Origin of the sequence: Hymenobacter mucosus (assembly GCF_900188255.1) — a bacterium.
GTDB lineage: Bacteria > Bacteroidota > Bacteroidia > Cytophagales > Hymenobacteraceae > Hymenobacter > Hymenobacter mucosus.
The window spans coordinates 289,610-312,447 of record NZ_FZNS01000002.1 but is presented as its reverse complement, the minus strand read 5'-3'; the positions used below and the strand labels follow the sequence as shown (position 1 = coordinate 312,447).

General features: G+C 52.5%; 19 protein-coding genes. 6 read left to right on the top strand and 13 right to left on the bottom strand.

Annotated features, from left to right (window positions below; translation table 11 throughout):
* Positions 1 to 146: 146 nt before the first annotated feature.
* Positions 147 to 2,531: a transglycosylase domain-containing protein gene (locus CHB83_RS05260; RefSeq protein ID WP_245855287.1), complete on the top strand. Its 2,385-nt coding sequence runs from the start codon at positions 147 to 149 to the stop codon at positions 2,529 to 2,531.
* 136 nt (positions 2,532 to 2,667) lie between these two features.
* On the opposite strand, the gene CHB83_RS05255 is transcribed toward CHB83_RS05260, so the two are convergent.
* From CHB83_RS05255 to CHB83_RS05245, 3 genes are all read right to left on the bottom strand, one after another.
* Positions 2,668 to 3,582, bottom strand: a complete 915-nt coding sequence (locus tag CHB83_RS05255) for a TIGR01777 family oxidoreductase (protein WP_089331918.1) — start codon at positions 3,580 to 3,582, stop codon at positions 2,668 to 2,670.
* 102 nt (positions 3,583 to 3,684) lie between these two features.
* Positions 3,685 to 4,365 (bottom strand): GTP cyclohydrolase I FolE, encoded by a 681-nt coding sequence (gene folE, locus CHB83_RS05250; RefSeq protein ID WP_089331917.1) that lies wholly within the window; start codon positions 4,363 to 4,365, stop codon positions 3,685 to 3,687.
* On the bottom strand, positions 4,358 to 4,765 hold the full coding sequence (locus tag CHB83_RS05245) for a 6-pyruvoyl trahydropterin synthase family protein (RefSeq protein WP_089331916.1): 408 nt from the start codon (positions 4,763 to 4,765) through the stop codon (positions 4,358 to 4,360). Before CHB83_RS05245 ends, folE begins: the two co-directional genes overlap by 8 nt.
* A 285-nt stretch (positions 4,766 to 5,050) precedes the next feature.
* Here CHB83_RS05245 and CHB83_RS05240 point away from each other — a divergent pair, with 285 nt between their 5' ends.
* Positions 5,051 to 5,761: a hypothetical protein gene (locus CHB83_RS05240; RefSeq protein ID WP_045687226.1), complete on the top strand. Its 711-nt coding sequence runs from the start codon at positions 5,051 to 5,053 to the stop codon at positions 5,759 to 5,761.
* A gap of 214 nt (positions 5,762 to 5,975) precedes the next feature.
* On the opposite strand, the gene CHB83_RS05235 is transcribed toward CHB83_RS05240, so the two are convergent.
* Positions 5,976 to 6,581 carry an inorganic diphosphatase gene (locus tag CHB83_RS05235; protein ID WP_089331915.1) on the bottom strand — a complete coding sequence of 202 codons (606 nt, stop codon included), beginning with the start codon at positions 6,579 to 6,581 and terminating at the stop codon, positions 5,976 to 5,978.
* A 6-nt stretch (positions 6,582 to 6,587) separates the two neighbouring features.
* Positions 6,588 to 9,560, bottom strand: a complete 2,973-nt coding sequence (locus CHB83_RS05230; RefSeq protein ID WP_143437006.1) for a M1 family metallopeptidase — start codon at positions 9,558 to 9,560, stop codon at positions 6,588 to 6,590.
* A gap of 131 nt (positions 9,561 to 9,691) precedes the next feature.
* Here CHB83_RS05230 and CHB83_RS05225 point away from each other — a divergent pair, with 131 nt between their 5' ends.
* Positions 9,692 to 10,117, top strand: a complete 426-nt coding sequence (locus tag CHB83_RS05225) for a hypothetical protein (RefSeq protein ID WP_045687230.1) — start codon at positions 9,692 to 9,694, stop codon at positions 10,115 to 10,117.
* A 134-nt stretch (positions 10,118 to 10,251) separates the two neighbouring features.
* Here the strand turns inward: CHB83_RS05225 and rplS are convergent, their stop codons facing one another.
* The 8 genes from rplS to CHB83_RS05185 all read right to left on the bottom strand — a co-directional run bounded on the left by rplS (position 10,252) and on the right by CHB83_RS05185 (position 18,704).
* The gene (rplS, locus tag CHB83_RS05220; protein ID WP_045687231.1) at positions 10,252 to 10,632 is read right to left on the bottom strand and encodes a 50S ribosomal protein L19; all 381 of its coding nucleotides are present in this window, start codon (positions 10,630 to 10,632) and stop codon (positions 10,252 to 10,254) included.
* A gap of 190 nt (positions 10,633 to 10,822) precedes the next feature.
* A complete protein-coding gene (gene trmD, locus CHB83_RS05215; protein WP_089331913.1) occupies positions 10,823 to 11,500 on the bottom strand; it encodes a tRNA (guanosine(37)-N1)-methyltransferase TrmD in 678 nt (225 codons plus the stop codon).
* Between the two features lie 20 nt (positions 11,501 to 11,520).
* A complete protein-coding gene (gene rimM / locus CHB83_RS05210; RefSeq protein WP_089331912.1) occupies positions 11,521 to 12,105 on the bottom strand; it encodes a ribosome maturation factor RimM in 585 nt (194 codons plus the stop codon).
* A 114-nt stretch (positions 12,106 to 12,219) separates the two neighbouring features.
* Positions 12,220 to 12,762 carry a 30S ribosomal protein S16 gene (locus tag CHB83_RS05205; RefSeq protein WP_089331911.1) on the bottom strand — a complete coding sequence of 181 codons (543 nt, stop codon included), beginning with the start codon at positions 12,760 to 12,762 and terminating at the stop codon, positions 12,220 to 12,222.
* A 325-nt stretch (positions 12,763 to 13,087) separates the two neighbouring features.
* Positions 13,088 to 13,843, bottom strand: coding sequence for an acyl-CoA desaturase (locus CHB83_RS05200; protein WP_045687235.1), 756 nt, complete (start codon positions 13,841 to 13,843; stop codon positions 13,088 to 13,090).
* Positions 13,844 to 14,071: 228 nt separating this feature from the next.
* Positions 14,072 to 14,785 carry an RluA family pseudouridine synthase gene (locus tag CHB83_RS05195; RefSeq protein WP_089331910.1) on the bottom strand — a complete coding sequence of 238 codons (714 nt, stop codon included), beginning with the start codon at positions 14,783 to 14,785 and terminating at the stop codon, positions 14,072 to 14,074.
* Positions 14,786 to 14,887: 102 nt separating this feature from the next.
* Positions 14,888 to 15,703, bottom strand: coding sequence for a 3-methyl-2-oxobutanoate hydroxymethyltransferase (gene panB / locus CHB83_RS05190; RefSeq protein WP_089331909.1), 816 nt, complete (start codon positions 15,701 to 15,703; stop codon positions 14,888 to 14,890).
* A gap of 148 nt (positions 15,704 to 15,851) precedes the next feature.
* Positions 15,852 to 18,704 (bottom strand): putative LPS assembly protein LptD, encoded by a 2,853-nt coding sequence (locus CHB83_RS05185; protein WP_143437004.1) that lies wholly within the window; start codon positions 18,702 to 18,704, stop codon positions 15,852 to 15,854.
* A 140-nt stretch (positions 18,705 to 18,844) separates the two neighbouring features.
* On the opposite strand from CHB83_RS05185, the gene CHB83_RS05180 reads away from it, so the two are divergent.
* The 3 genes from CHB83_RS05180 (at position 18,845) to CHB83_RS05170 (ending at position 22,507) form a co-directional block, all read left to right on the top strand.
* The gene (locus CHB83_RS05180; RefSeq protein WP_245855299.1) at positions 18,845 to 19,597 is read left to right on the top strand and encodes an N-acetylmuramoyl-L-alanine amidase family protein; all 753 of its coding nucleotides are present in this window, start codon (positions 18,845 to 18,847) and stop codon (positions 19,595 to 19,597) included.
* Between the two features lie 63 nt (positions 19,598 to 19,660).
* Entirely contained in the window at positions 19,661 to 20,683 is a 1,023-nt protein-coding gene (locus CHB83_RS05175) for an MlaD family protein (RefSeq protein ID WP_089331907.1), read from the top strand.
* Positions 20,684 to 20,878: 195 nt separating this feature from the next.
* Positions 20,879 to 22,507 carry an acyl-CoA carboxylase subunit beta gene (locus CHB83_RS05170; protein WP_089331906.1) on the top strand — a complete coding sequence of 543 codons (1,629 nt, stop codon included), beginning with the start codon at positions 20,879 to 20,881 and terminating at the stop codon, positions 22,505 to 22,507.
* Positions 22,508 to 22,838 lie beyond the last annotated feature (331 nt).

Genomic DNA, 22,838 nt, shown 5'->3' with positions numbered 1-22,838 from the left:
GTAGCTATCATTACCCAGGGGGCTGCCTCAGTTTGGGCCTTAACTGGCTAAAACGCGGGACTTTTCATCTGCCGCCCGCGCCGAACTGGTATATTTGCGCCTCAGTTGCTGGGCCGGTGGGCCCTGTTTGCCTCAACGCGCCCTGAATGTCCGCTCCCGACTCTCCAAAGACCGACCTTTCCACCCGCCCCGCACGGAATTGGCCCAACATCCTCTCGCGAACATTCTGGGGAATGTTCGTCGTAGGCGTTGGTGTATTCCTGCTCTACCCCATTCTGGTAAGTATGAACTTCCTGTTCCTGTTTGGCAAGTCGCCGAGCTTGGAGGAACTGGAAAATCCGAAAGTAGAGCAGCCCTCGGAGGTGTATACGGCCGATGGAATCCTGATTGGGCGCTACTTCCGCGAAAACCGCTCGCCGGTGCCGCTCAATAAGATGTCGCCCTGGCTGATTAAAGCACTTATTTCCACGGAAGATGTGCGCTATCAGGACCATTCTGGCATTGATCCTAAGGCCATTGCCCGCGCTGTGGCTGGTGCTGCTACCGGAGGTAGTGGGGGGGGAGGTTCTACCATCACCCAGCAGCTAGCCAAGAACCTCTACAAAACGCGCCGCAAGGAAAACATTGGCCTGCTGGGCCATCTGCCCCTGGTAGGCACCATTATCAGCAAGACCAAGGAGTGGCTGACGGCCGTAGAGCTAGAGCGCCGCTACACCAAGGACGAAATCCTGCGTCTGTACTTCAACACGGTAGAATATGGCTCCCAGGCCTATGGCATTAAAGTAGCTGCCAAAACCTTCTATAGCACCTCGCCCGATAGCCTGACTATTGAGCAAGCGGCCACCTTGGTGGGGATGCTAAATAACCCTACCGCCTACAACCCGAAGTTTCACCCACTAGCGGCCCGCAAGCGTCGTGACTTGGTTATTACGCGCATGGCGCAAGCCGGCGTCCTCACGGCCGCCCAGGCCGCCGCAGAGCAAGCCAAGCCCATTGTGCTGCAATACCAGGTAGAAAAGCACGTCGATGGCCCAGAGAACTACTTCCGTGGGGCCGTGAGCCAGCGGGTGAATGAGTGGTGCCGGCAAAATGGCTACGACATGTACCGCGACGGCCTTCGCATTTACACGACTATCGATTCGCGCATGCAGCAGTACGCCGAGGAGGCAGTGCAGAAGAAAATGAAAACCCTGCAGCGTTCCTTTGACAACTTCTGGCGCAACCGGGACCAAAATCCGTGGGTTGATGAAAAGGGCAATGAAATTCCTGATTTCATTGAAACGCAAATGAAGCGCACCGAACAGTATAAGGCGCTAGCCGCGCAGTACGAGGGGCGCCCCGACTTGCTGGAAGAGGCTTTGAATCGGAAACAGCCTGTAAAGGTGTTCACTTGGAAAGGCGACGGCGACACTACACTGCTTATGTCACCGCTCGATTCGCTGGCGTACTACAAGCACTTTCTGCACGCCGGTATGATGACAATGGATCCTTTCACTGGCCAAATCAAGGCCTGGGTAGGTGGCCTCAACTACCGCTTCTTCCAGTACGACCACGTGAAGCAAGGCAAGCGCCAAGCGGGCTCCACCTTCAAACCCTTCGTGTACCTTACGGCCCTCGACAATGGCTACTCTCCCTGCGACCGGATTCGGGATGAGCGCGTAACCATCAACTACGTTGAGAACGGGCAGCCGATGGAGTGGAAGCCCGATAACGTAACGCGGGAGTACACGGGCACCAACATGACGTTGCGCCATGCCATGGCCCGTTCCGTTAACTCTGTCACGGCCCAGCTCACCGAGAAGGTAGGGTGGGACAATGTAGCTAAGTATGCCAATAAGGTGGGCATTCGGAGCAAACTGCTGGCAGTACCCAGTATCGGTTTGGGCTCGGGGGGCGATGTAAGTGTGTACGAGATGGTGAATGCATACAGCACCTTCGTCAATCAAGGCTTCCGGCCCGAACCGATGCTGATTACTCGTATTGAGGACCGCAACGGCAACGTCATCAAGCAGTTTGATCCGCAGCAGAAGCGCGTGATTTCGGCCGAAACGGCCTGGCTGATGCTCTACATGCTACGCGGTGGTATGGAGGAGCCCGGTGGCACGTCCCAGGCACTATGGGACTACGAACTATGGAAGAAAAACAACCAGATAGGCGGTAAGACGGGCACCACCAGCAACTACTCCGATGGCTGGTACATGGGGGTTTCCAAGGACTTCGTGACTGGGGTGTGGGTAGGCGGCGAGGACCGCAGCATTCACTTTCTTAACTCCCAGCAAGGGGAGGGCGGCCGCACAGCGCTACCTATCTATGGTACGTATATGGAGAAGCTGTATCAAGACCCGGATTTGGATATTACCATGGGGCCATTTCCGCAGCCTACCGTTAAAATCACGAAGAAGTACAACTGCATTTCACCGTCTGAACCCCGCCGCCGACGCGTGGAAGCCGTGGATACGATTGTAGTTGATAATCTGTTGGAGAACCTAAATAACGGCACCGTGCCTATTCCTGATAGTTTAGGCGGGTAAGCACCATATCCCTATCTGAACAGCAAAGGCCGCCCCCTAAATTGGTTAGGAAGGCGGCCTTTCTAGTACAGCATTTTATCTTACAGTGAGGTATCCAAGGGCGGGTTAGCAACAGGGGAAACCTAGCCGATAGTGGTTATTCCTCGCTACTATAAAAAGACTCTAACGCAGGCTTTAGGTGCGGAAACTCAAAAACAAAGCCGTGTTTCAGGATCTTCTCGGCACTGACGCGCTGGCTAGCTAGTACAAGCTCGCTCATTTCGCCCATCACCAGCTTCAAACCAAATTCAGGCACCTTGGGAAGCACCAGTGGACGGTGCAGCACGCTGGCCAGCGTTTCGGTAAAGTCCTTGTTCGTAACGGGGTTGGGTGCTACGGCATTGAATACTCCCTGCCATTGGGGCTCTTCTAGGGCCTCAATAAGCAGGCGGCATAGATCGTCGAGATGAATCCAGGACATGTACTGGCGGCCGGAGCCCAGCGGAGCACCGGCCATCATCTTTACCGTACGAGCCAGCGGTACCAGCGCTCCGCCATCGGGACTCAAGACCAAGCCAATCCGAAAAATGGCCGTGCGAATGCCCTCCTGCTCCACGCTGAGTGCCGCTTCTTCCCACTGTTGGCACACTTGGGCCAGAAAATCGTTGGCGGCCGGTGGCGTTTCCTCGTTTACAATTCGGTCGTCCTGGTCGCCATAGATGCCAATGGCTGAGGCAGAAATAAACGCCTCTACGTGGTGTCCGCCCTTCGCCAGCTCCCGGGCAACTAGTTTGGTACCCGCCAACCGGCTTGAGAGAATCTCCCGTTTCTTATCCTGAGTCCACTTTCCATCCGATACGCTGCTACCCGCCAGATTGATGATGTAATCGGCGTAGCGAACCGCCGCCTCGTCGATAGTACCCGCCAGTGGGTCCCAGCGGAAGCCACGGTATCGTGAGTTGCCGGGTTGGCGGCTTAGCAAGGCTACTTCATAGCCGCCGTCAATAAGCATCTCCGCTAAGCGGGTACCAATCATGCCGGTACCACCAGTAATAAGGACTTTGCGCGACATTCGATAGTAATGAATTTCCAGGTGCCGATGTTAGGGTGTCAGTATAGGCTTGCAAGCTACTAGGGAACGTGAAACCTGCAACTGAAATCCTATATAAACTAGTTATTTTCCAATCAGGCGCAGGAATTCCCGGCGCAATGCTTCGTCTCGGCCGAAAGCACCGCCGTATTCAGCCGTGAGCGTGCCACTGCTGGTGTCATTCACACCGCGGCTCATAACGCACAGATGGTCGGCCTCAATAAGCACAGCAACATCCTCCGTGTGCAGAGCTAGCTTAAGCTCCTCGGCAATTTGGCGCGTCAGGCGCTCTTGTACCTGGGGCCGCCGAGCGTAGTACTGTACCACACGGTTAAGTTTGCTGAGGCCCACCACATGCTCCCCTGGCAAATAAGCCACGTGAGCTTTGCCAATGATAGGCACAAAGTGATGCTCACAACACGAAAACAGGGTGATGTCCCGCTCTACTAGTATGTTGTTATACTGGTAACGGTTGTCGAATAGCTTCACATCGGGGCGGTGTGCGGGGTCTAGGCCCCGAAACCATTCCTGCACATACATCTTAGCTACGCGTCGGGGTGTTCCACTCAAACTGTCGTCCGTGAGGTCCAGCCCCAGGATCTGCATGATTTCTCGGAAGTGTTCGGCAATAGCGGTAATCTTCTCATCGTCGCTCTGCGCAAAAGCATCAGGGCGAAGAGGTGTGCGCAAGGCACTGTCCAGATGGGCGTCGGCAGCGGGAGTAGTACTGTCCGCAGCTGAAGCAGCGGGCTCGGAGTTAGCCATGGTATTCTACAAAATTGCGTTCGGTCTCATACAACGTGACCGACAATGTTAGGTGCTCCTCTAAATGGGGACGCAAGCGGTTCCAAATCACAACAGCAATGTTTTCAGCCGTTGGATTGAGGTTCCGGAATTCCTCTGTATCCAAGTTCAGATTCCTATGGTCAAAGGTATCCAGAATCTCGCGCTTCATGAGGTCACTTAAAATCTTCATGTCATACACGTAGCCAGTACGGGGGTCTATCTCACCCGTTAATCGTACGATGAGCTCGTAGTTATGTCCGTGATAGTGAGGGTTATTGCATTTGCCAAACACCCGCTGGTTCTGTTCATCGCTCCACTCAGGGTTGTGGAGGCGATGCGCGGCGTTGAAGTGCTCTTTGCGACAGACGGTGACTTGCATAGGCGGAGACAACTTGGTTGAAGGTGCTTTTGTTCAACCTTATACAGGAAAACTAGGCAAAAGGCTCTTGTATTATAACAATAATATATATGCATTGAATAGATGTTTTTGGCAGTTAAATAATATGGTATATGAATTATCAAACAAAAGTAGCGATTCTTCAAAAAAAACAATCTGGGGTACGCCAAGATCCTTGGAGTATATTTAAATTTGATGAGTCGGATCCTACTGGTTGGACCCTTATAACATCCTGCAATTCATTTCTTTTCAACTCAATCCATACCTATGAAACGAGGCGTACTCCTCTCTCTGCTGCTGGTATTTGTACTGTCGGTGACTAGCTACGCGCAGAAGTCGCCCGTAGACGAAACGGAAATGGCCGTGAAGGGCATTCCACGTAAAGGACAGCGGGTTTCCGTGCAGCTAGATAGCAAGCGGGTAGAAGATTCCTGGAAAAAGCAACTTGATTCCCAATTCGGCAACAAGGTGAAAGTTGACAAGGGCGTATACCAGATGGATGGTGTCGTTATCGAGTCAATTGCCAAAACCCCTGTACGTGTTATCAGCAAGGTAGATGCCGTACCAACGGGTACTACTGTATGGTGGTCGATTGACTTGGGCAATGCTTACTTGGGTAAGGAAGCTACTCCCGTGCAGTGGAAAGCGGCTGAGGCTTACTTAAAAGACTTTGCTCGGACTCTCTACCGCGAAGACTTGGCTATCCAGGTTGCTGAAGCTGAAAAAGCACTGGTGTCGTCGCAGAACAACCACATGGCAGTTATTCAAAAGGCTGACATGATTAAGAAGGACATCGAGAAGAACAAGACGCGTAAGGCTGAAATTCAGCAAGAACTGGCCAAAAACGCCGCTGAATTGCTGCAGTACAACAACATGGTTGATATGAACCTGAAAGAGCAGGAAGCTGCCCGCGCCGACATTGTAAACATGCGCGTAGCTCTCGAAGCTGTGAAGGAGCGGATGAACAAAATCGAATAGTACTTATCTATATCTATTATAATCTATACAGTAAACAAAGAGCCCTGCCGGTATTATCGGTAGGGCTCTTTGTTTGCGCACTACTTGCGAAGTGTAAGGTTACGTACTGAAGTTGGCGTGAGCATAAAGCAAAGTGCATGAGATAAGCGAATGTTCCGTAACTGTATAACATCACCTCAAGGCCATACCACAGTTAGTTAACCGCCAACTCTGCCTAATCCATTAAGTTCTTGATTTGTTGCGCGGCGGCTTGCTCATCCTTCCACCCCACTATGCGGGTGCTGCCCGGTCGGCTCCGGTTCTGAAACCATAAGTTTAGGGACTGGCGCACGGCGGGGTAGCGACGCCGAAGGGAAGACCAGTCGGTTGCGTGGGGTAAAATTTGCTGGGCCGGACGAGCCGGCACTGACACGACTACCTGCTCTAATTCGCCGTTGACATCTAACAGGAGTAAGGCAACTGGTAATACTTCCATGACAGTGCCCGCGGGCTCGCTTTCCGCCAGCACTAGTGCGGCTAGCGGCGGGTTACCGGGACGCGTGGTAGAGGTGGGTAGTCGCGTACTAGGAATGAACCCATAGTTGCCCGGGAACGGGAGAAACTCCAACAAGTGATCAGCACCAGCAAGCTGCATAGGTACAAATTCCTTCTTATCGGCGTCGTAGCGCTGCTCGTGGTTGGTGCCAGCGGGGGCCACCACTACTACCTGCAGGAGCTTACGATCAGTAGAAAATGTAGGTAGGTGTGCGTAGTCGGTGCGGCAGGCAGAAAGACTGCTTAATATAGCCGCACCACACGTAAGCAATGCTGGAACGCGCATAGGAAACTACTGAGCTAGCTGGTCGTCAAGAAGCTTAAAAGGGTTGAGTTGGTCTAGATTCAGCACGAAACGAATCCGGTCGGTGAAATCTTTGCGACTGGTCGGTAAGCCGTCCTGGTACTGAGAACCAACCACGGGGAGGTAAAAGCGCAGAAATTTACCGGCCACCGGTACAACTAAGCCCGCATCGTAATACAGCCGTTGGGTGCCCCGGTTGGCGTACAGCGTTGTAAATTCCTTCGTTGCGCCCAGGTCCGCAAAAATGGCGAGTCGGGTTACCGGTAAGTCAGCCTCCAAATTTAGAGTGCTCAGCCACCGCTGACTACGCGCGGGCACGAAGCCCTTAAAAGCACCGTCTCGGTCGTCTGTTTGGTGCGTTTGAGCCGTGAAAGCATCCGAAATTTGCTGGCGGTCAAGGAAGGCAGTCTGACGGCGGTAGTCGGGGCTGCCGCTTAGTCCTAAGAAAAACTCCGAATACCCCGATTGCAAAAATCGCCCACCAAACAACCGCACGCGTACTTGCTTCTTGGGTGAGTAATACCGCGCGTAGGTGGCCGTAGCACGCAGCAGAGTCGCCTCGCTGGATGGGTTGTCGTCGGAGGAATTTGGCGTGAGGCGATTGAGTTCTACGTGAGCTGCCCAACGCTGCATGGCATTACCATGTTGCACTTGGTATTCCAGCGTTTGAATGTTGCTGGTGCGGTCCTGGTCCTGGTCGCGCACATCGGTAGTTGCAAGTCGGATAAGGTGCTGTGGACCTGTGAAGGCAGCGTGGGGCAACAGCAGAGTTATGCTCGGTTCAATCTTACGATACCGCTCAAAATGCTGAACAAGCACACTAGTTGTCAGTTGGCGGCCTAAGGCGCCGGGTAGTACGTTTAAACTCAGTTTGCCAATGCCGTTCACCTCTTTTTGGTTGAAGCTATACATGGGCATGGCCAAGAAGTTGAGGCGCTTGGGCGCTAGGGCATTGTTATAAAAAGCAGCACCCAGCATAAACTTGTCGGAGGTGTTGGCACCCATTACGGGCAGCCAGCTAATCGTATTCCGGTCCCAGCGCTCCACGCTCCCTAGTGGGCGCAGCCGCAAGGGTTCCCAGGTACGGAAAGCACCTTCAATGCTCATGCGGTCATCGCGGCGGTTGAGCTGGGGCGTCAGGTAGGCTGGGTCGATAACGACACTAGCAACACCTTCACGACGAAAGTTTAGTTGCACCTCATCGGTTTCGTCGTCCTCGCTCGCCCCAAACACCGGAGTCCATTGAGTTTCAAGGACCTTGCCTTGCGCATCAAGCGTAGCAACGGGTACGGCAAAGGGAGCCTGCGAGTCATTGCGAATCAGCACCTTCACCAGTTGCCCCTCCACCAGCAGATCCGACACGGCTGCGGCGTAGCGAGTTTGGGCGGTGAGCATTTGCTTAAAAAACCACCCCAGGGGTTGGCCCGTTACTTCCTCAAACACTGCCTGCATGTCGGCAGGGTAAGGGTGCCGAAACTGCCAGCGCTGGTAATAGGCGTGCATGGCCTCATCAAACTTCTCCTGCTCCACATAAGCTGCCAGATACCGTAGCAATGAAGCAGTTTTGCTATACACAACAAAGTTATAGTTGAGGCTGCTGTATTCCGCGGAGGTAGGGCCACTCACTGGCTGATCAAGCCCACGGCTAGCCAGGGCCTGATATGGAATTTGCTCTAGTGCGGCAGGCGGCAAGCCATCTATACCGAGGAGGCTCGCCAGCTGTGGTGATTTGGTGAGTCCCTCAAACTGGCCCGCATTCGGATTGTCGCGCTTCTCTATCCGGTTCTCTATGTAAGAGTTGACTCCCTCGTCCATCCAGGGGTAGTCACGCTCATTAGAGGCTAGAATGCCATAAAACCAGTTGTGGCCTACTTCGTGCACAATTGCGGAGGGCATAGTCACGGTAACCATGGGGTATTCCATGCCGCTACCAGCACTCAATGCCCCATCTACCGCAGTAGCAGAAGCATAAGGGTATTCGCCTACCCACTGAGAATAGTATGTCAACGCGTCATTGACGTCTTGCAAGCCTTTAATCCACTTCTCAGCCTCTTTGTTCGTGAACATGACCCAGGAGGTCACTTGCCGGCCCGAGGGTAGCGTCATGCCACTCTTAAGCACGTTAAAACGCTTGTCGGCAAACCAGGCGAAGTCATGCACTCGGTCTTGCACGTAGCGCAGGGTTTTGCTTTCTGCCACCGAAGCAGGAAAGGATAGGTCCTCCCCAAAATCTTTGTCGGTTTTCTTCAGGGCAGTGGCGGCTGCTAATTGGTCGAGGCGCTGCTGTTCATCTGGGTTTTGCAGTACGCCCGTAGCCCCGACTGTATAGTTAGCAGGTAAGGTGATACGGACGTCGAAGGAGCCAAACTCAGAATAAAATTCCCCCTGGTCTAAGTAGGGCATCTGGTGCCAGCCCTTCTGATCGAACACGGCGGGCTTGGGGTACCACTGCGTAATCTGGTAGCTCTGGTCTACGTGGCCAAACCGAGAAAAGGAATCAGGAATCTTTACTCGGAAAGGAGTTGTGATGGTGATACTGGTACCTGGTGTCAGAGGCTGGGGGAGCACCAGCTTAGCCATGTCAGGGCTTGTGGCATCGTATTCAAGGTAGGCTGGTTGGCCATTCACCTTGAAATCGAGATTGTCGATAAACCCGCGTTGTTCTGCCGTGGCAAAGTGAAACTCTCGGCTTCCATTCCGCAATTGCTGGCGCGCAAAGGCCGTGCTATTGTCGCGGTAAGCATTAGGCCAGAGATGAAACCACAAATAGGGGAGGGTTTCGGGAGAGCGGTTTGTGTACGTAAGCTCCTCCTGCCCCGTTAGGGTATGCTGCTGGTCGTTAAGGGTTACGTCAATAGAGTAGTTCACCTCTTGCTGCCACCTGCCAGCGGGTAGCCCTGCTTGAGCCATAGCCGAGATAGACATAAGCGCAAGCCATGCGGTAAGAATAGCTGTTTTCATAGAAAGTAAGTAGAGGTGGGCGAATAGGCAACGAAAGTAAGATGTTGGCAGCGGATACTTGTTGGATAACCTTTGCGGACACCCGCCCGTTTGCACAACCACAGTTTCTCACCTCAACACTTGACTTTCCTATGTCTTTCCACAAACAGCCTAAAGACGATACTCAGCACCAGAACCACCTCGATGGTGCCGTGAAAATCCTGACTAGCGACCTGCTAGAAGAATCTACCCGCTCTGGCCTCGACAACCACCTACAGCGCTGGATTGAGGACGTAAAGGATGCTAGCAACCCCGAGCTGCACCAGATTGTAACGGACCTGCAAGCTCTGAAAGCGCACTTCAATGGTGGTTCTATTGACAACGAACTCGTTGGACAGCTACTAGGTCGCTTGGGCACCAATACGTCCAAAGCAGCGGTATTTGCCGAAAACCCTAACACGGCTGAGCGGGTAACCAAGTTGGGCGAAGCTCTAAGCGCTGCTGCTAAGCAAGTGCGCCATCCGCAAGCTGAGAATACTCCTGAGCAAGATTTGGGACAAAGCTCCGCGAGCAAATAATTATGCAAGCAAACAGGCCCTAGCAGTTTTTTGCTAGGGCCTGCTTAGGAGGGTATTACTCAGCATATCACAGAAAACACAAGACCCGGCTTCTTCTGAAAGCCGGGTCTTGTTGTATGCATAAGCAGCTATGCTTATGCAGTAACTTTCTCAACTACGTTTAAGCGACGCTCCTTAATACGAGCAGCTTTGCCCGACAGACCGCGCAGGTAGAACAGACGAGCACGACGTACTTTACCACGACGGATTACTTCAATCTTGTCGATGTTAGGCGACAGGAGAGGGAAGATACGCTCGGTACCGATCTGGTTAGAAATCTTACGTACGGTGAACGTCTCGCCGTTCGAGTTAGTGTTCTTGCGCTGAATTACTACGCCTTGGAACTGCTGGATACGCTCCTTATTGCCCTCGCGGATTTTCACGTGGACGTTGATGGTATCACCGGCGGCGAATTTTGGGAAGCTGGCGCGGCGCTCCTGGGATTCCTGCTGAATAAAATCGAGTAGTACGCTCATGGCTGGAAAAAACTGTAAGGGACGGCCGCGCCGCCCGAAGGGTTTCTGGTAAAGAGGCGCAAATATAGCGCTCTGATTTGAAGATTACAAGTAGCTAAGTGACATAGTGTATGTAGCTGTGAAACAAGCGTATTGTTTGGGTAGCACAACAGCTATCCTGCAAAATAAACTAGCTCCAGAAGCTACACATTTAATCACCTAACAGGTCCGGACGCCGTTGCCGGGTCCGTTCTACCGCCTGGTCGTGACGCCAGACGTCAATTTTGGGCGTGTTGCCCGAAAGCAAAATTTCCGGTACTTCCAGACCCCGCCACTCGGCTGGGCGAGTATACACGGGTGGGGCCAGAAGGTTGTCCTGAAAGGAGTCGCTCAAGGCTGATTCCTCGTTTCCTAATACGCCGGGTAGCAAACGCACTACGGCGTCCACCAAAATGGCCGCCCCTAGTTCACCGCCACTCAATACATAGTCGCCAACGCTGATTTCGTGCGTGATGTACGCCGTGCGAATTCGTTCATCGACACCTTTGTAGTGCCCACATAGAATAAGCAGGTTGCCTACCAACGACAGCCGGTTCACAAGTGGTTGCCGGAGCGTCTCACCATCGGGAGTCATGTAAATAACCGCCTCATATGTTCGCTCAGCTAGTAGCTCATCAAAACAAGCTGCTATAGGCTCTACTCGCAATACCATTCCCGCGCCACCACCAAAGACATAGTCATCAATCTGGCCGTGCTTGTTGATGGCGTAACGGCGCAGATCGTGCAAGTGAATCTCAGCTAGTCCCTTGTCTTGCGCACGCTTTACAATGGAGTGGGCAAAAGGACTACCTAGCAAATCAGGCTGGCACGTGACAATGTCGATACGCATGACGGCAGGATGACTTATAACTAAGACGGCTCGTCGAACTCGTCAGGTTCATCCCGGTCTCGTGAAGCAGGCGTCAGGTACACGTCCAGCAATCCTTCGGGCAAGCGTACGTGCAACTGCCGCTGGGCATCATCCGCATGTAAGATGAGCTCATCAACTACCGGAATCAAGACTTCCTGGCCCTTGTAGCTCATGGCTAACACATCCTGCTGGGGAAGCTCGTAGAACGTTTCTACGGTACCCAACTGTCCTAGCTGCTCATCAATTACGGTGTACCCAATTACATCATGGAAGTAGAACTGGTCTTCTTCCAGCGTAGGTAGGTCCGCCAAAGCACGCCATAACTTTGCGTTGCGCAAAGGCTCGGCATCTTCTACGCGGTCTATTCCCTTTAGCTTTAGAAGTACCCGGTTATCGGTTTGGGGCTGTAGCTTTTCTACCCCGTAAGGTACTAGCTTGCCAGGAGCCGAGGGCATTTCCAATAGAACCGAAGGGAGCTTGCGATAGTCGTCGAGGTTGTCTACATCGAAGAAGGCCACCACGAAGCCTTTGAGGCCGTGGGGCTTCCCGAGGGAGCCCATTTGGTAGCAATCGTCGAGCGTCATAGGAAAAAGGAGAGGAAGGAACGTGCGAAGGTGATGAGGTGGAACAGGGAAACCAGCAAGTTGCGCCAGCGGGCTCCTTCGTTACCTCATCACCTTCTGCCGTATTACCTAAAATTAAGCGCCGGCTTCTTCCGTGGTTTCAGCCGTAGCTTCGGTTGCTTCGCCTTCAGCAGCGGCGGGAGCAGCAGCAGCCAACGCTGCAGCTTGCTTCTGACGCAGTGCTTCAGCACGAGCCTCTTTTACTTTCGTTTCAGCAGCTAGCTGCGACTTACGAGCCTCGTCTTTGGCGGTGCCAATGTTTGCGCGCTTGCCCTCAATCTTCGCATCTTTCTGCTCTTTCCAAGCGGTGAAGCGCTCGTCAGCAACGTCCTGCGAAATAGCGCCTTTGATCACGCCAAGTTGCAGGTGCTTGCGGTACAGCACACCACGGTAGGAAAGCATAGCGCGCACCGTATCGGTGGGCTGGGCACCTTTCATGATCCACTCAAATGCCTTGTCGCCATCAAAGTTGATGGTAGCAGGGTTGGTTTGAGGATTGTAGGTACCGATTTTCTCGATGAAGCGGCCGTCGCGGGGTGAGCGGGAGTCAGCAACAACGATGTCGAACTGAGCGGCCTTTTTGCGGCCGCGACGGGCGAGGCGGATTTTAACTGCCATAAACCGGTTTGGTTAAGCGACGCATCTCGTGCGTCTGGTTGAAAATGAGGTGCAAAGGTAAGGAAAAATACTTGTCATTGTGTATATCACCACAAGGCCATTACAAAATGCGTAAGCTCTGTTTCATGACCATCGACGCTGGCCTTCAATCCTCAGAATACCCTAGTAGCTTCTAGCTAAGAAGAAGTAGAAGCTACTAGGGTATTCTATAGTAATAGCAGTGCATGTCAGCTAATACAGGTAAGCTTCTGGGCCAACTGGATGTAACAAGAAAAGGCTGCCCCATGCCTGGAGCAGCCTTTCTCGTGGTATTGCCGCAGCTAAGCTATGCCGCCATCTGGGCTGGCACGGGCACTTTACGCTTGATTTTGATAATCCGAGCTTTATCAAGACCCCAGATAAACATATAAGTAGGGTCAAACTCCCACCACTTCACACCAAAGTTAACGCGCATAGGTAGCTTGTGGTGGTTGTTCTGGAACAATTCGCCAAAGGCCAGAAAATCCAAGGCCAGCGTATTCTTGGACTTGTCGTGATTGTCAAAGTTCTGATAGCCGTATTTGTGGCCGCTCCAGTTCACAATAGCGCCATGAATAGGGCCCATCAGGAAGTGAATGGGCAGCAATAGAAACTGCCACCAAGCCGTAGCAAACTCCACATAGAACAGAACATAGAGTGCACCCCAACCAATGCGTGAGTACCACTTATCGCCAAAGTTTTCAATTGCGTTCCACTCGGGGTAATCGCCTTCAAAACGCTCTGCCGCGGCGTAGTTACGGTTCAGTACATCGTTATAGATGTTCTTCGTTTTCCACATCATCGAAAAGGCATTCGAAGAGAAGTGGGGTGAGTGGGGGTCCATCTCCGTATCGGAGTAGGCGTGGTGCATACGGTGGAGCAATGCGTAAGCCCGTGGCGAAAGGAACGACGAGCCCTGGCAGATGTAGGTGAACAGGAAGAAGAACTTCTCCCAGAATTTGTTCATCGTGAACATCTTGTGAGCTGCGTACCGGTGCAGATAGAACGTCTGCGTGAAGAGCGACAGGTAGTAGTGCGCTACGAAGAAAAAGAGTATCGCCATGGGCCAAAAAGGTTAAACCAGAGTCAGAAACGGCTCAGGTCTTCTCGCGCTAAAGCACGAAAGAGCTGCATAAGTTCAGTTGCCGTTTTACAAAATTACAGCCACTCCCATACGGAGTGCAATTTACCTGATTAAAAGGCCAAAATGTTGTTAGCCTAATCAGGATATAGTAGCTGTTCCGGCATCAAGACAAGCTCACTAAGATGAAAGCGGCTTGTGCTATAGACCCTACTTAGAATAGTAGGCTTGCGCAGCCTCCCAGTGCGCGATATCAGGCACTGGAGCTATAAACACCATCTCCTCCTTCGTAACGGGGTGCTGCAATTCTAACTGACGAGCATGCAGTGCAATGCTTACATCTGGTAGCGGAGCCAAGAATCCATACTTCACATCGCCCACTATAGGAGTTCCAAGACCGGTACTCAACTGCACTCTAATTTGGTGGGGGCGGCCCGTGATAGGATTTACTTGTAGCAGCCATCGATTGCCGGCTTGCCCCAACACTGTATAGTCCAAGTCGGACTTCAGGCCTTGGCCGTGGCGCTCGGTATACGCCTTAGTGGTATTCCGGATGGGGTCTTTTACCAGCCAGTGGGTAAGGTGGCCGCTGGTAGGCTCAGGACACTTCCCGGTGAGGGCCCAATAGGTTTTGTGAATCTTGTTGTCGCGAAACATTTCATTCAGCCTGCTCAGAGCTTTGCTGGTTTTCGCCAGGATCACAATACCACTCACGGGCCGGTCAATGCGATGTGCAACACCTACGAAGGCTGCACCGGGCTTTTTGTACTTGAAGCGTAGATACTCTTCTGCCTTGGCCGATAGGGGCTCATCACCCGTAGCATCGCCCTGCACGAGTAAGCCAGCGGGTTTGTTAATAACGAGCAGGTGATTGTCTTCGAACAGGATTTCTTTCCGTTCCGACCACAGATTGGGACGATTCACTGATGACTACTTAAGAGGCAAAAGGCAAGAACTACGAATTGGCCAGGGACAACGGGCTAAACCATCCGGCGCAATCAAATAACTATCGGTATTCCAGCTGTACTAATACGCTTCATCATTGGAAGGAAAGTCGCGAGACTTCACATCCTGGATATAACGCTGCACGGCGTCGTGCATCACGTTTCCTAGGTCCGCGTAGCGGCGTAAGAAACGAGGCTTGAATTCCTTCGTGATACCGAGCATATCGTGCACCACGAGCACCTGTCCATCTACCTCCGGGCCTGCTCCGATGCCAATAACGGGAATGGTGAGTTTCTCAGCTACTTGTTTGGCTAGGCTAGAAGGAATTTTTTCCAGCACTACGGCAAAGCACCCGATTTCTTCTAGAAGAAGAGCATCTTCAATCAGCTTCTGCGCTTCCGCTTCCTCCTTGGCACGTACGGAATAGGTACCGAACTTGTAAATGCTTTGGGGGGTGAGGCCCAAATGGCCCATCACGGGAATCCCAGCTGTCAGGATACGGGTGATGCTGTCCTTAATCTCAGCTCCACCTTCCAGCTTGATGCCATGTCCGCCCGACTCCTTCATAATGCGAATAGCTGAGCGTAGGGCCTCGGAAGAGTTGCCCTGGTAAGAACCAAAGGGCAGATCAACTACCACAAACGCACGCTTTACGGCGCGTACCACACTCTGAGCGTGGTAGATCATTTGGTCGAGCGTGATAGGAAGGGTAGTTTCATGGCCGGCCATGACGTTGGATGCCGAATCACCAACCAAGAGTACATCAATGCCGGCGCCATCTAAAATCTGGGCCATGGAGAAGTCGTAGGCGGTAAGCATGGATATTTTCTCGCCGCGTTGTTTCATAGCCAGCAATTGGTGCGTGGTTACGAGTTTGACTTCTTTGTGCTGAGACATGGGCAGAATACGTAGGATCAGAGGAAAAGGGAAGCAGCTAGCTACCCATATGGGGGCAATGCTGGGCCAAAGCTGCGGAATTTTCAGGAAAAAGCGGTGCCGCTTTCTTTCGCAGACTAGTTTCCTAAGGTGTATACTACCAGAGTAACTAGTTGTTGAGGAAAGTTTTGTTGCGGCTCAGCTTCAAGCTCTGCAGGAGCGTTGATTTAGCGGCAATGGTAACAAAGTAGCCTCGGTAATTGCCAAATGGCCGCCAGTTGCCGTTAATCTGCCAGCAGTGCAGGTCTTTGAAAACGTCCAGGGATGTAAAGGCTGGATTTCGGTTGATAAAATCGTAGTTGGTACTAAAGCCAAACCGCAGCGTTTCAGTGAGCTTTACCGATCCATTGAGGTTTAAGCTCGCTGAAGTGTAGGGCGAGGAACGCGGCCGACCTGCCCGCGCAATAAGAGGCCCCTGGTTGGCGTAGGTAGCAGTGAAGTTTGTACTTAGTTCCCACGGAATTTCAAAGTTCACATAATCCTCGTAGGGGTCGATGCGGTTTGGGGAACCCAATGTTGGATCATTGACCGGAGCTACATCACGCGGAATAGCTGATTTCTTATTGCCGCTGGCCGGGTTGAACTGGTAGCTAGTTGTGAAGCTAGCCGAAGCCAGGCGGGCAATACGCCACTTCTCCTGCTGCCACAAGAACTTGTTAATAGGTCTGCGGCTAGAATCCTGCTGGTAGAAGTCAAAGGTGCTGGTAATGGTAATATTGAGCTTCTTTGCTACCTGCGTGCGGAAGCTCAATACCATATCAGAAAGGTTAAACGAATCGGCTAGGATGTTATAGCTAGTATTTAGCTCTAACCCATCAATCAAACTTACTTTGCGGAAGGGAGTAATGCCTGTAGTATCCTCTGAATTGCGCACCTTCATTTCCACTGAGTTCTGTAGTGAAAAGCCGATCAGGGCAGCCTGTGTAGAAGTAGGTACTCCATAAAGAAAGCCGTTATAGCGAGGCAAAAGTGGATCGGTGGCGTAAGTGCGGCCGGTAAGAGGATCAACTAAGCTAGTGCCTCCTGTCAGGTTTATAGTTTGAAAGGCTCGGTTGGTATTGGTTAGGTCAGGAGTGTACTGTAGGCTAATGTTAGGGGTCACTTTATGCCGTAGCGCCTGAATCTTATGCGTGCCCGAACGTACCACCGTACCATAGAAGGTAGTACCGAGGTTTAAGTTGGTTGACAGTGTTTGTAGTACTCGCAACCCGGTGGTGGTGTCTGCTCGCACGGCCTGGGCCGTAGGCACGTACTCATACTCCAGGCTTTTGAAGTACCACGTCTGGCCATAGTTTACACCAGGAGTGATGTTGATGTGCTTGAATAACGTGTAGCTACCCAGAGAAATGCCGAACCGGTGCTGCATGCCAGTCTGGGAGTTGCGCAATAGCTTGCTGATATTGGAAAAACCAATCGGCATGATTGACGCTTCAGAGGAGCCGCCAATAAGAGGAATGGCCCCACCATTAATAGCACTAGCAGGAATATTATTTGATAGTCGGTTTTGAAAGGTAAGATCGTATGAAACTGCTAGTTGCTCATAAAAACGGCCGCGTGCTTCCAAGCCTGCCAACTCATATAAATATTGCCGCGCTACCCCAAGCGTTAGGTCAGGCAAGGTAAAGTCCATAGTACCCGTCTGGGTGTTCTGTGTTTGAGCCAACTGCACCGCATAGTTAATGGGGGCATTGCGCAGTTGCTTAGAATAGCTGATAGTAGAGGAAAATGCCGGCGTCAGTGCCCTACTAGCGTTGTAGGTGTTTTGGCGGTAGTAGTTGTTGCTGCTAATGTTTACGTTGGCCGAAAAACGACCTCCACCTGGCCGGGCTACCGGGGTGTGCGACCAAGCAACGGCAAAGTTGCGCGCCGAGCGTGGCTGCGCGTAGCCATTGCTAGCTTCCACAGCAGTGCTAGATAATAGCTGGGCAGTGGGCTGAGAACTGTAGTTGAACGAGAACAGGCCACTATAGCGGTAGCGGGTGATGTACTGCACCTCGGCCGTACCACGCCAGCCCCCAAACCGCTCCGCGTTGCCCGAGTAAAGGTCGCCGGTAAGGCGCACCCCAATGTGCTCATTGGCGGCCCAGTAGTAGCCCATGTTGCGCAGGAAGAAGCCACGGTCTGCGGACTGACCGAAGGTGGGCATAATCAATCCCGACGCCCGCTTGGTGCTTTTGGGCGTGGGGAAATACCCAAATAAGAAGCCCAACGGAGTGGGGATGTCTCCAATGACAAGGTTGAAAGGGCCAGTTATGACTTTCTGACCCGGAATAACCTTCATCCTCGACGCATTGATATAGAAGTGCGGGTTTTCGAGGTTACACGTGGTATAGCGTCCGCGTACACCGAACAACTCATTCAGGTCGTTCTTCTTAATAGTTTCGGCGTGAATGTACCCTTCCCCTTGCTGCGTAACTACATCTGTAATGCGGCCACGCTTGGTTTCAATGTTGTAGTCGATGCGGCCAGCCTGGTAGGTTTCGGCGCCTTGCTTGAACAAAGGCCGATCTTGGGCGCGGCCCGTGGAGTCCTTCTTCCCCTCGGCCGTAACTAAGTTACGGCTGTAGTCTACCGTAATCAGCGCCGCTTTAATGTTCATCTCACCGTAGTTCACATCGGCTTTATCGTACAGGATAGCCTTCTTATTCTGCACTTCAAATCGAATGGAGTCCTGCGCCTTATACTTCACAGTAGTTGCTACCGCTCCTTTGCCGGTGGCCGCTGCTACCCGCAACGAATCACCCGCTCCTGTCACTAAGCCAACGGAATCGGAACGCACGGGTGCAGTCGGCTGCGGGGCATTGATAATCGGAGGTGCCGGCCGCACATCCGGCGATACGGTAGTGCCAGGGCGGCGCTGAGCAAAGCCAGGTTGAACGGCTACCAAGCTCAACAGCACCGGCGCTAAGAAGAAAAGGAGTCGGAACCACCGCGGCGGCAGTACGAAAATAGCGGGAAACACAGGGGCGGGTAGGGCCACGTGGTTTTTATCGTTTATTTTGTGGCATTTGCAAAGGTAGCGGGTCGCTGCCCCAACTAACGAACTCCGTGCGGAATATTGTCATCCTCTGCGTAGCGAGCCTGTTGTTTTTTGCCGGCCCCTTGCGGGCCCTGGCACCCGGTGCTCGTGTGCCAGCTACTGCGGTGTATAAGCTCCGCACAGTGGTGCTAGATGCAGGTCACGGTGGCAAGGACCGGGGCTGTGCGGGCGTGAAAGCACGGGAGGCTGATGTAGCCTTGAAAATTATTTTAGCCTTAGGCCATCATATCGAGGAAACCATGCCCGATGTGAAGGTGGTGTACACCCGCAAAACAGATGTGTTTGTGGAACTGGCCGACCGAGCAGGTATTGCCAATAAGAACAATGCCGACCTGTTCATCTCGGTGCATTGTAATGCAAGTAGCCCCGCCGCCAATGGCACTGAGGTATGGACTATGGGGCCCCACAAAACCGACGCAAACCTGGGGGTAGCCAAGCGCGAAAACGCCGTTATTCTGCAAGAGGACAATTACAAGGAACGCTACAATGGATTTGATCCTATCTCGCCCCAAAGCCATATTCTATTTTCTCTCTATCAGAGCGCACACATCGTCAATAGCATTCGGTTTGCCCAGAAAGTAGATCACCAGTTTCGTACTACTGTGGGTCGCCCTTCCCGCGGTGTAAAGCAAGCGGGTTTTCTGGTCCTCTGGAAATCTACTATGCCTTCGGTTCTGATTGAGTCAGGCTTTCTGACGAATCGAGGTGAAGAACAGTATCTCAACGATAAAGCCGGACAAACGTATATAGCAGCGGGTATCTACCGGGCATTTCGCGACTACAAAAATGAGTTGGAAGCTATGAATGGTGAATAACCACCCGGCGGGCCCAGCAGGCCAGCTTCCAAATCCTATTTTTCTCATCCAACTCCTGACCCCGTGTCGAAAGAAATAAAAGTAGCCCTATTGGGCATCGTCGCTATTGCCTTGCTTGTGGTTGGGTTTAACTTTCTGAAGGGGAGTAACTTGCTTTCTTCTGATCGTACATACACTGCCAAGTATGACAACGTAGATGGTCTTGCTGTTGGCAACCCGGTTATTCTGAATGGTATTAAGGTAGGCCAGGTAAAGGAAATGGTTCTGCTACCGGAGGAAGCCAATCGGGTGCGCGTGTCGCTCGAACTGCAAAAGGGCGTAACTGTGGGCGACTCTACTGTGGCTAGCCTTAGTGGGTCGCTGCTAGGCTCTAAAACCATTACGCTCTTTTTGGGCAAGAACACCAAGGTGTTCGATGGCGGGGAAGAACTGCGTTCCTATACGGTAGCCAGCATCACGGATGCTTTCCAGGCTAAGGCCTTGCCCGTACTAGGTACCGTCGACTCGACCTTGATTAAGGTAAACGGGTTTCTCAACAAAGATGCTCGGGTGAGCCTGCAAGCTACTCTGCTCAACGCTCAGGGTAGCACTGAGGCCTTGAAAAACCTGCTGCTGATGAACCAGCGCAACATCAACCAGATCACGACCAACATGGCGCGCCTGACGGCGGATTTGAACAAGACCAGCGCCAAATTTGACCGCATTGCTGCCAACTTCTCGGTGCTTAGCGACTCGTTGAAGGGTGCTCCGGTAGGACCAGCTATGCGCAAGCTTAACGCCACCATGACGGAAGCGCAGAGCACGATGACAACGCTCAACCGCTCCTTGACTGATCAGAAAGGCTCGCTAGGTAAGCTTATCAATGATACGCTGCTGTACAATAACCTCAACGCTACGGCTGCCAGCACCAACTCCTTGCTAACCGACTTCCAATCGAACCCCAAACGCTATGTACACTTCTCCGTGTTTGGCGGAGGTGGCAAAGAGAAGAAGAAAACCGAAACGACTACCAAGCCTAACGGCGAAGTAGAAAAAGAAACCAAAACGGTAACTACTCCTGCTACCAGCGCGGTGGTTACTCCCTGAGTGCTGCGCAAGCTTCTCAATACATCCTGTACCTTTGAAATCCGCTCCTTTGGGGCGGATTTTTTGCTTTCCCACCCACCCGTGGTGTAGCTCTAAGCTCAGTGAACAAGGTAGGACCAGCCCAGTAGTAGCGTGTGGTGGCCTCTTGTTGTTTGCTAGCTTGAGATTTCACCTCTTCCCATCCCACCCATCCGCATGGACCTCGAGTTCAACAAAAACGAAGATCAACTCAAGCAGCTCAATTTTCAGCTTCAACAGCGCCTCAAAAAAGTTGCCCTTGGGGGCGGGGAGAAGCGGATTGCAGCACACAAAGCCAAAGGCAAGCTCACGGCCCGGGAGCGAATAGCCTACCTCCTCGATCAGGATTCGGAGACGATTGAAATAGGAGCCTTTGCGGGCGAAGGAATGTACGAGACGGAAGGCGGCTGCCCCTCCGGCGGGGTGGTAGTAGTCATTGGCTACGTGCAGGAACGCCAGTGCGTGATAGTTGCTAACGACGCCACTGTGAAGGCCGGGGCTTGGTTTCCGATTACGGCCAAGAAAAACCTGCGGGCCCAGGAAATCAGCATTGAGAATAAACTGCCTATTATTTACCTCGTGGATTCGGCGGGCGTGTACCTGCCAATGCAGGATGAAATCTTCCCGGACAAGGAGCACTTCGGCCGCATCTTCCGCAACAACGCTGTAATGAGCAGCTTGGGCATTGTGCAGCTAGCCGCCATTATGGGGCCTTGCGTGGCTGGTGGCGCCTACCTACCCATTATGAGCGACGAGGCTATGATTGTGGATGGCACCGGCTCCGTGTTTCTGGCTGGCTCCTACCTGGTAAAGTCTGCCATTGGTGAGAGTATCGACAACGAAACCCTGGGTGGGGCCACTACCCACTCCGAGATTTCAGGCGTGACAGACTACAAGTTCCAGTCCGATGAGGAGTGCCTCGACCACATTCGTAACATATTCGATAAGCTAGGGGGGCAGGCTACGGCCGGTTTCTCGCGCAAGGCAGCCGCGCCACCCAAACAAAACCCCCAAGAAATCTATGGCTTGCTGCCCTCCGACCGGGTGAAGCCCTACGATATGATGGACATCATCAACCGCTTGGTTGATAACTCCGAGTTCGAGCCTTACAAAGACCTCTACGGCCAAACGCTCATTTGCGGCCTGGCGCGCATTGATGGCTGGGCCGTGGGCATTGTGGCCAACCAGCGCAAAATTGTGAAGACCAAGAAAGGCGCCATGCAGATGGGCGGCGTTATCTACTCTGACTCGGCCGACAAAGCCGCACGCTTCATCATGAACTGCAACCAGAAGCGCATTCCGCTGATGTTCCTGCACGATGTGTCGGGCTTTATGGTAGGCTCGCAGAGTGAGCACGGCGGCATCATTAAAGACGGCGCCAAGATGGTGAATGCCATGAGCAACTCCGTGGTACCTAAGTTTTCGGTGATTATCGGCAACAGCTATGGAGCCGGCAACTATGCCATGTGTGGCAAGGCCTATGACCCGCGCCTGATTGTGGCCTGGCCTACCGCTCAACTGGCCGTAATGAGCGGCGCCGCCGCCGCCAATACGCTCTTGCAAATTCAAGTAGCCGCCGCCGAGGCCAAAGGTGAGAAGCTAACCGAGGAAGCCAAGAAGGAGATGTTCGATAAGATCAAAGCCCGTTACGACGAGCAACTCTCGCCCTACTACGCCGCCGCCCGCCTCTGGGTAGATGCCATCATCGACCCAATCGAAACCCGCAAAGTGATTTCACAGGGTATTTCCATGGCCAACCACACACCGATTGAAAAGGCGTACAACGTGGGTGTAATTCAGGTGTGATGAATCTAAATAGCCTGGCTATGTATAGAAACCTTAATGAGCGGCAGAAAGCGCTACACGATTTTATGAGTAACGTTTCAGAGGAAACATGGTGTGCAAGCTGGATAAATGGTCTTGAGTATGCTTTGTGGCATATTATGCTTCGCGGTCCAGCAAAATATGGTCAAGGACATATTAATGAACATACTATTGAGAAGTTACAAAGCCTATCAGAACAAGCAAATTGTTGGATAGTGTACGACAGTGTAACTGAGGAGACGCCTGTACCAATATCTGAGTGGTTGACTATGTTCCAGTTTGCTAACCCTAACGAATACTTATACACAAGGAG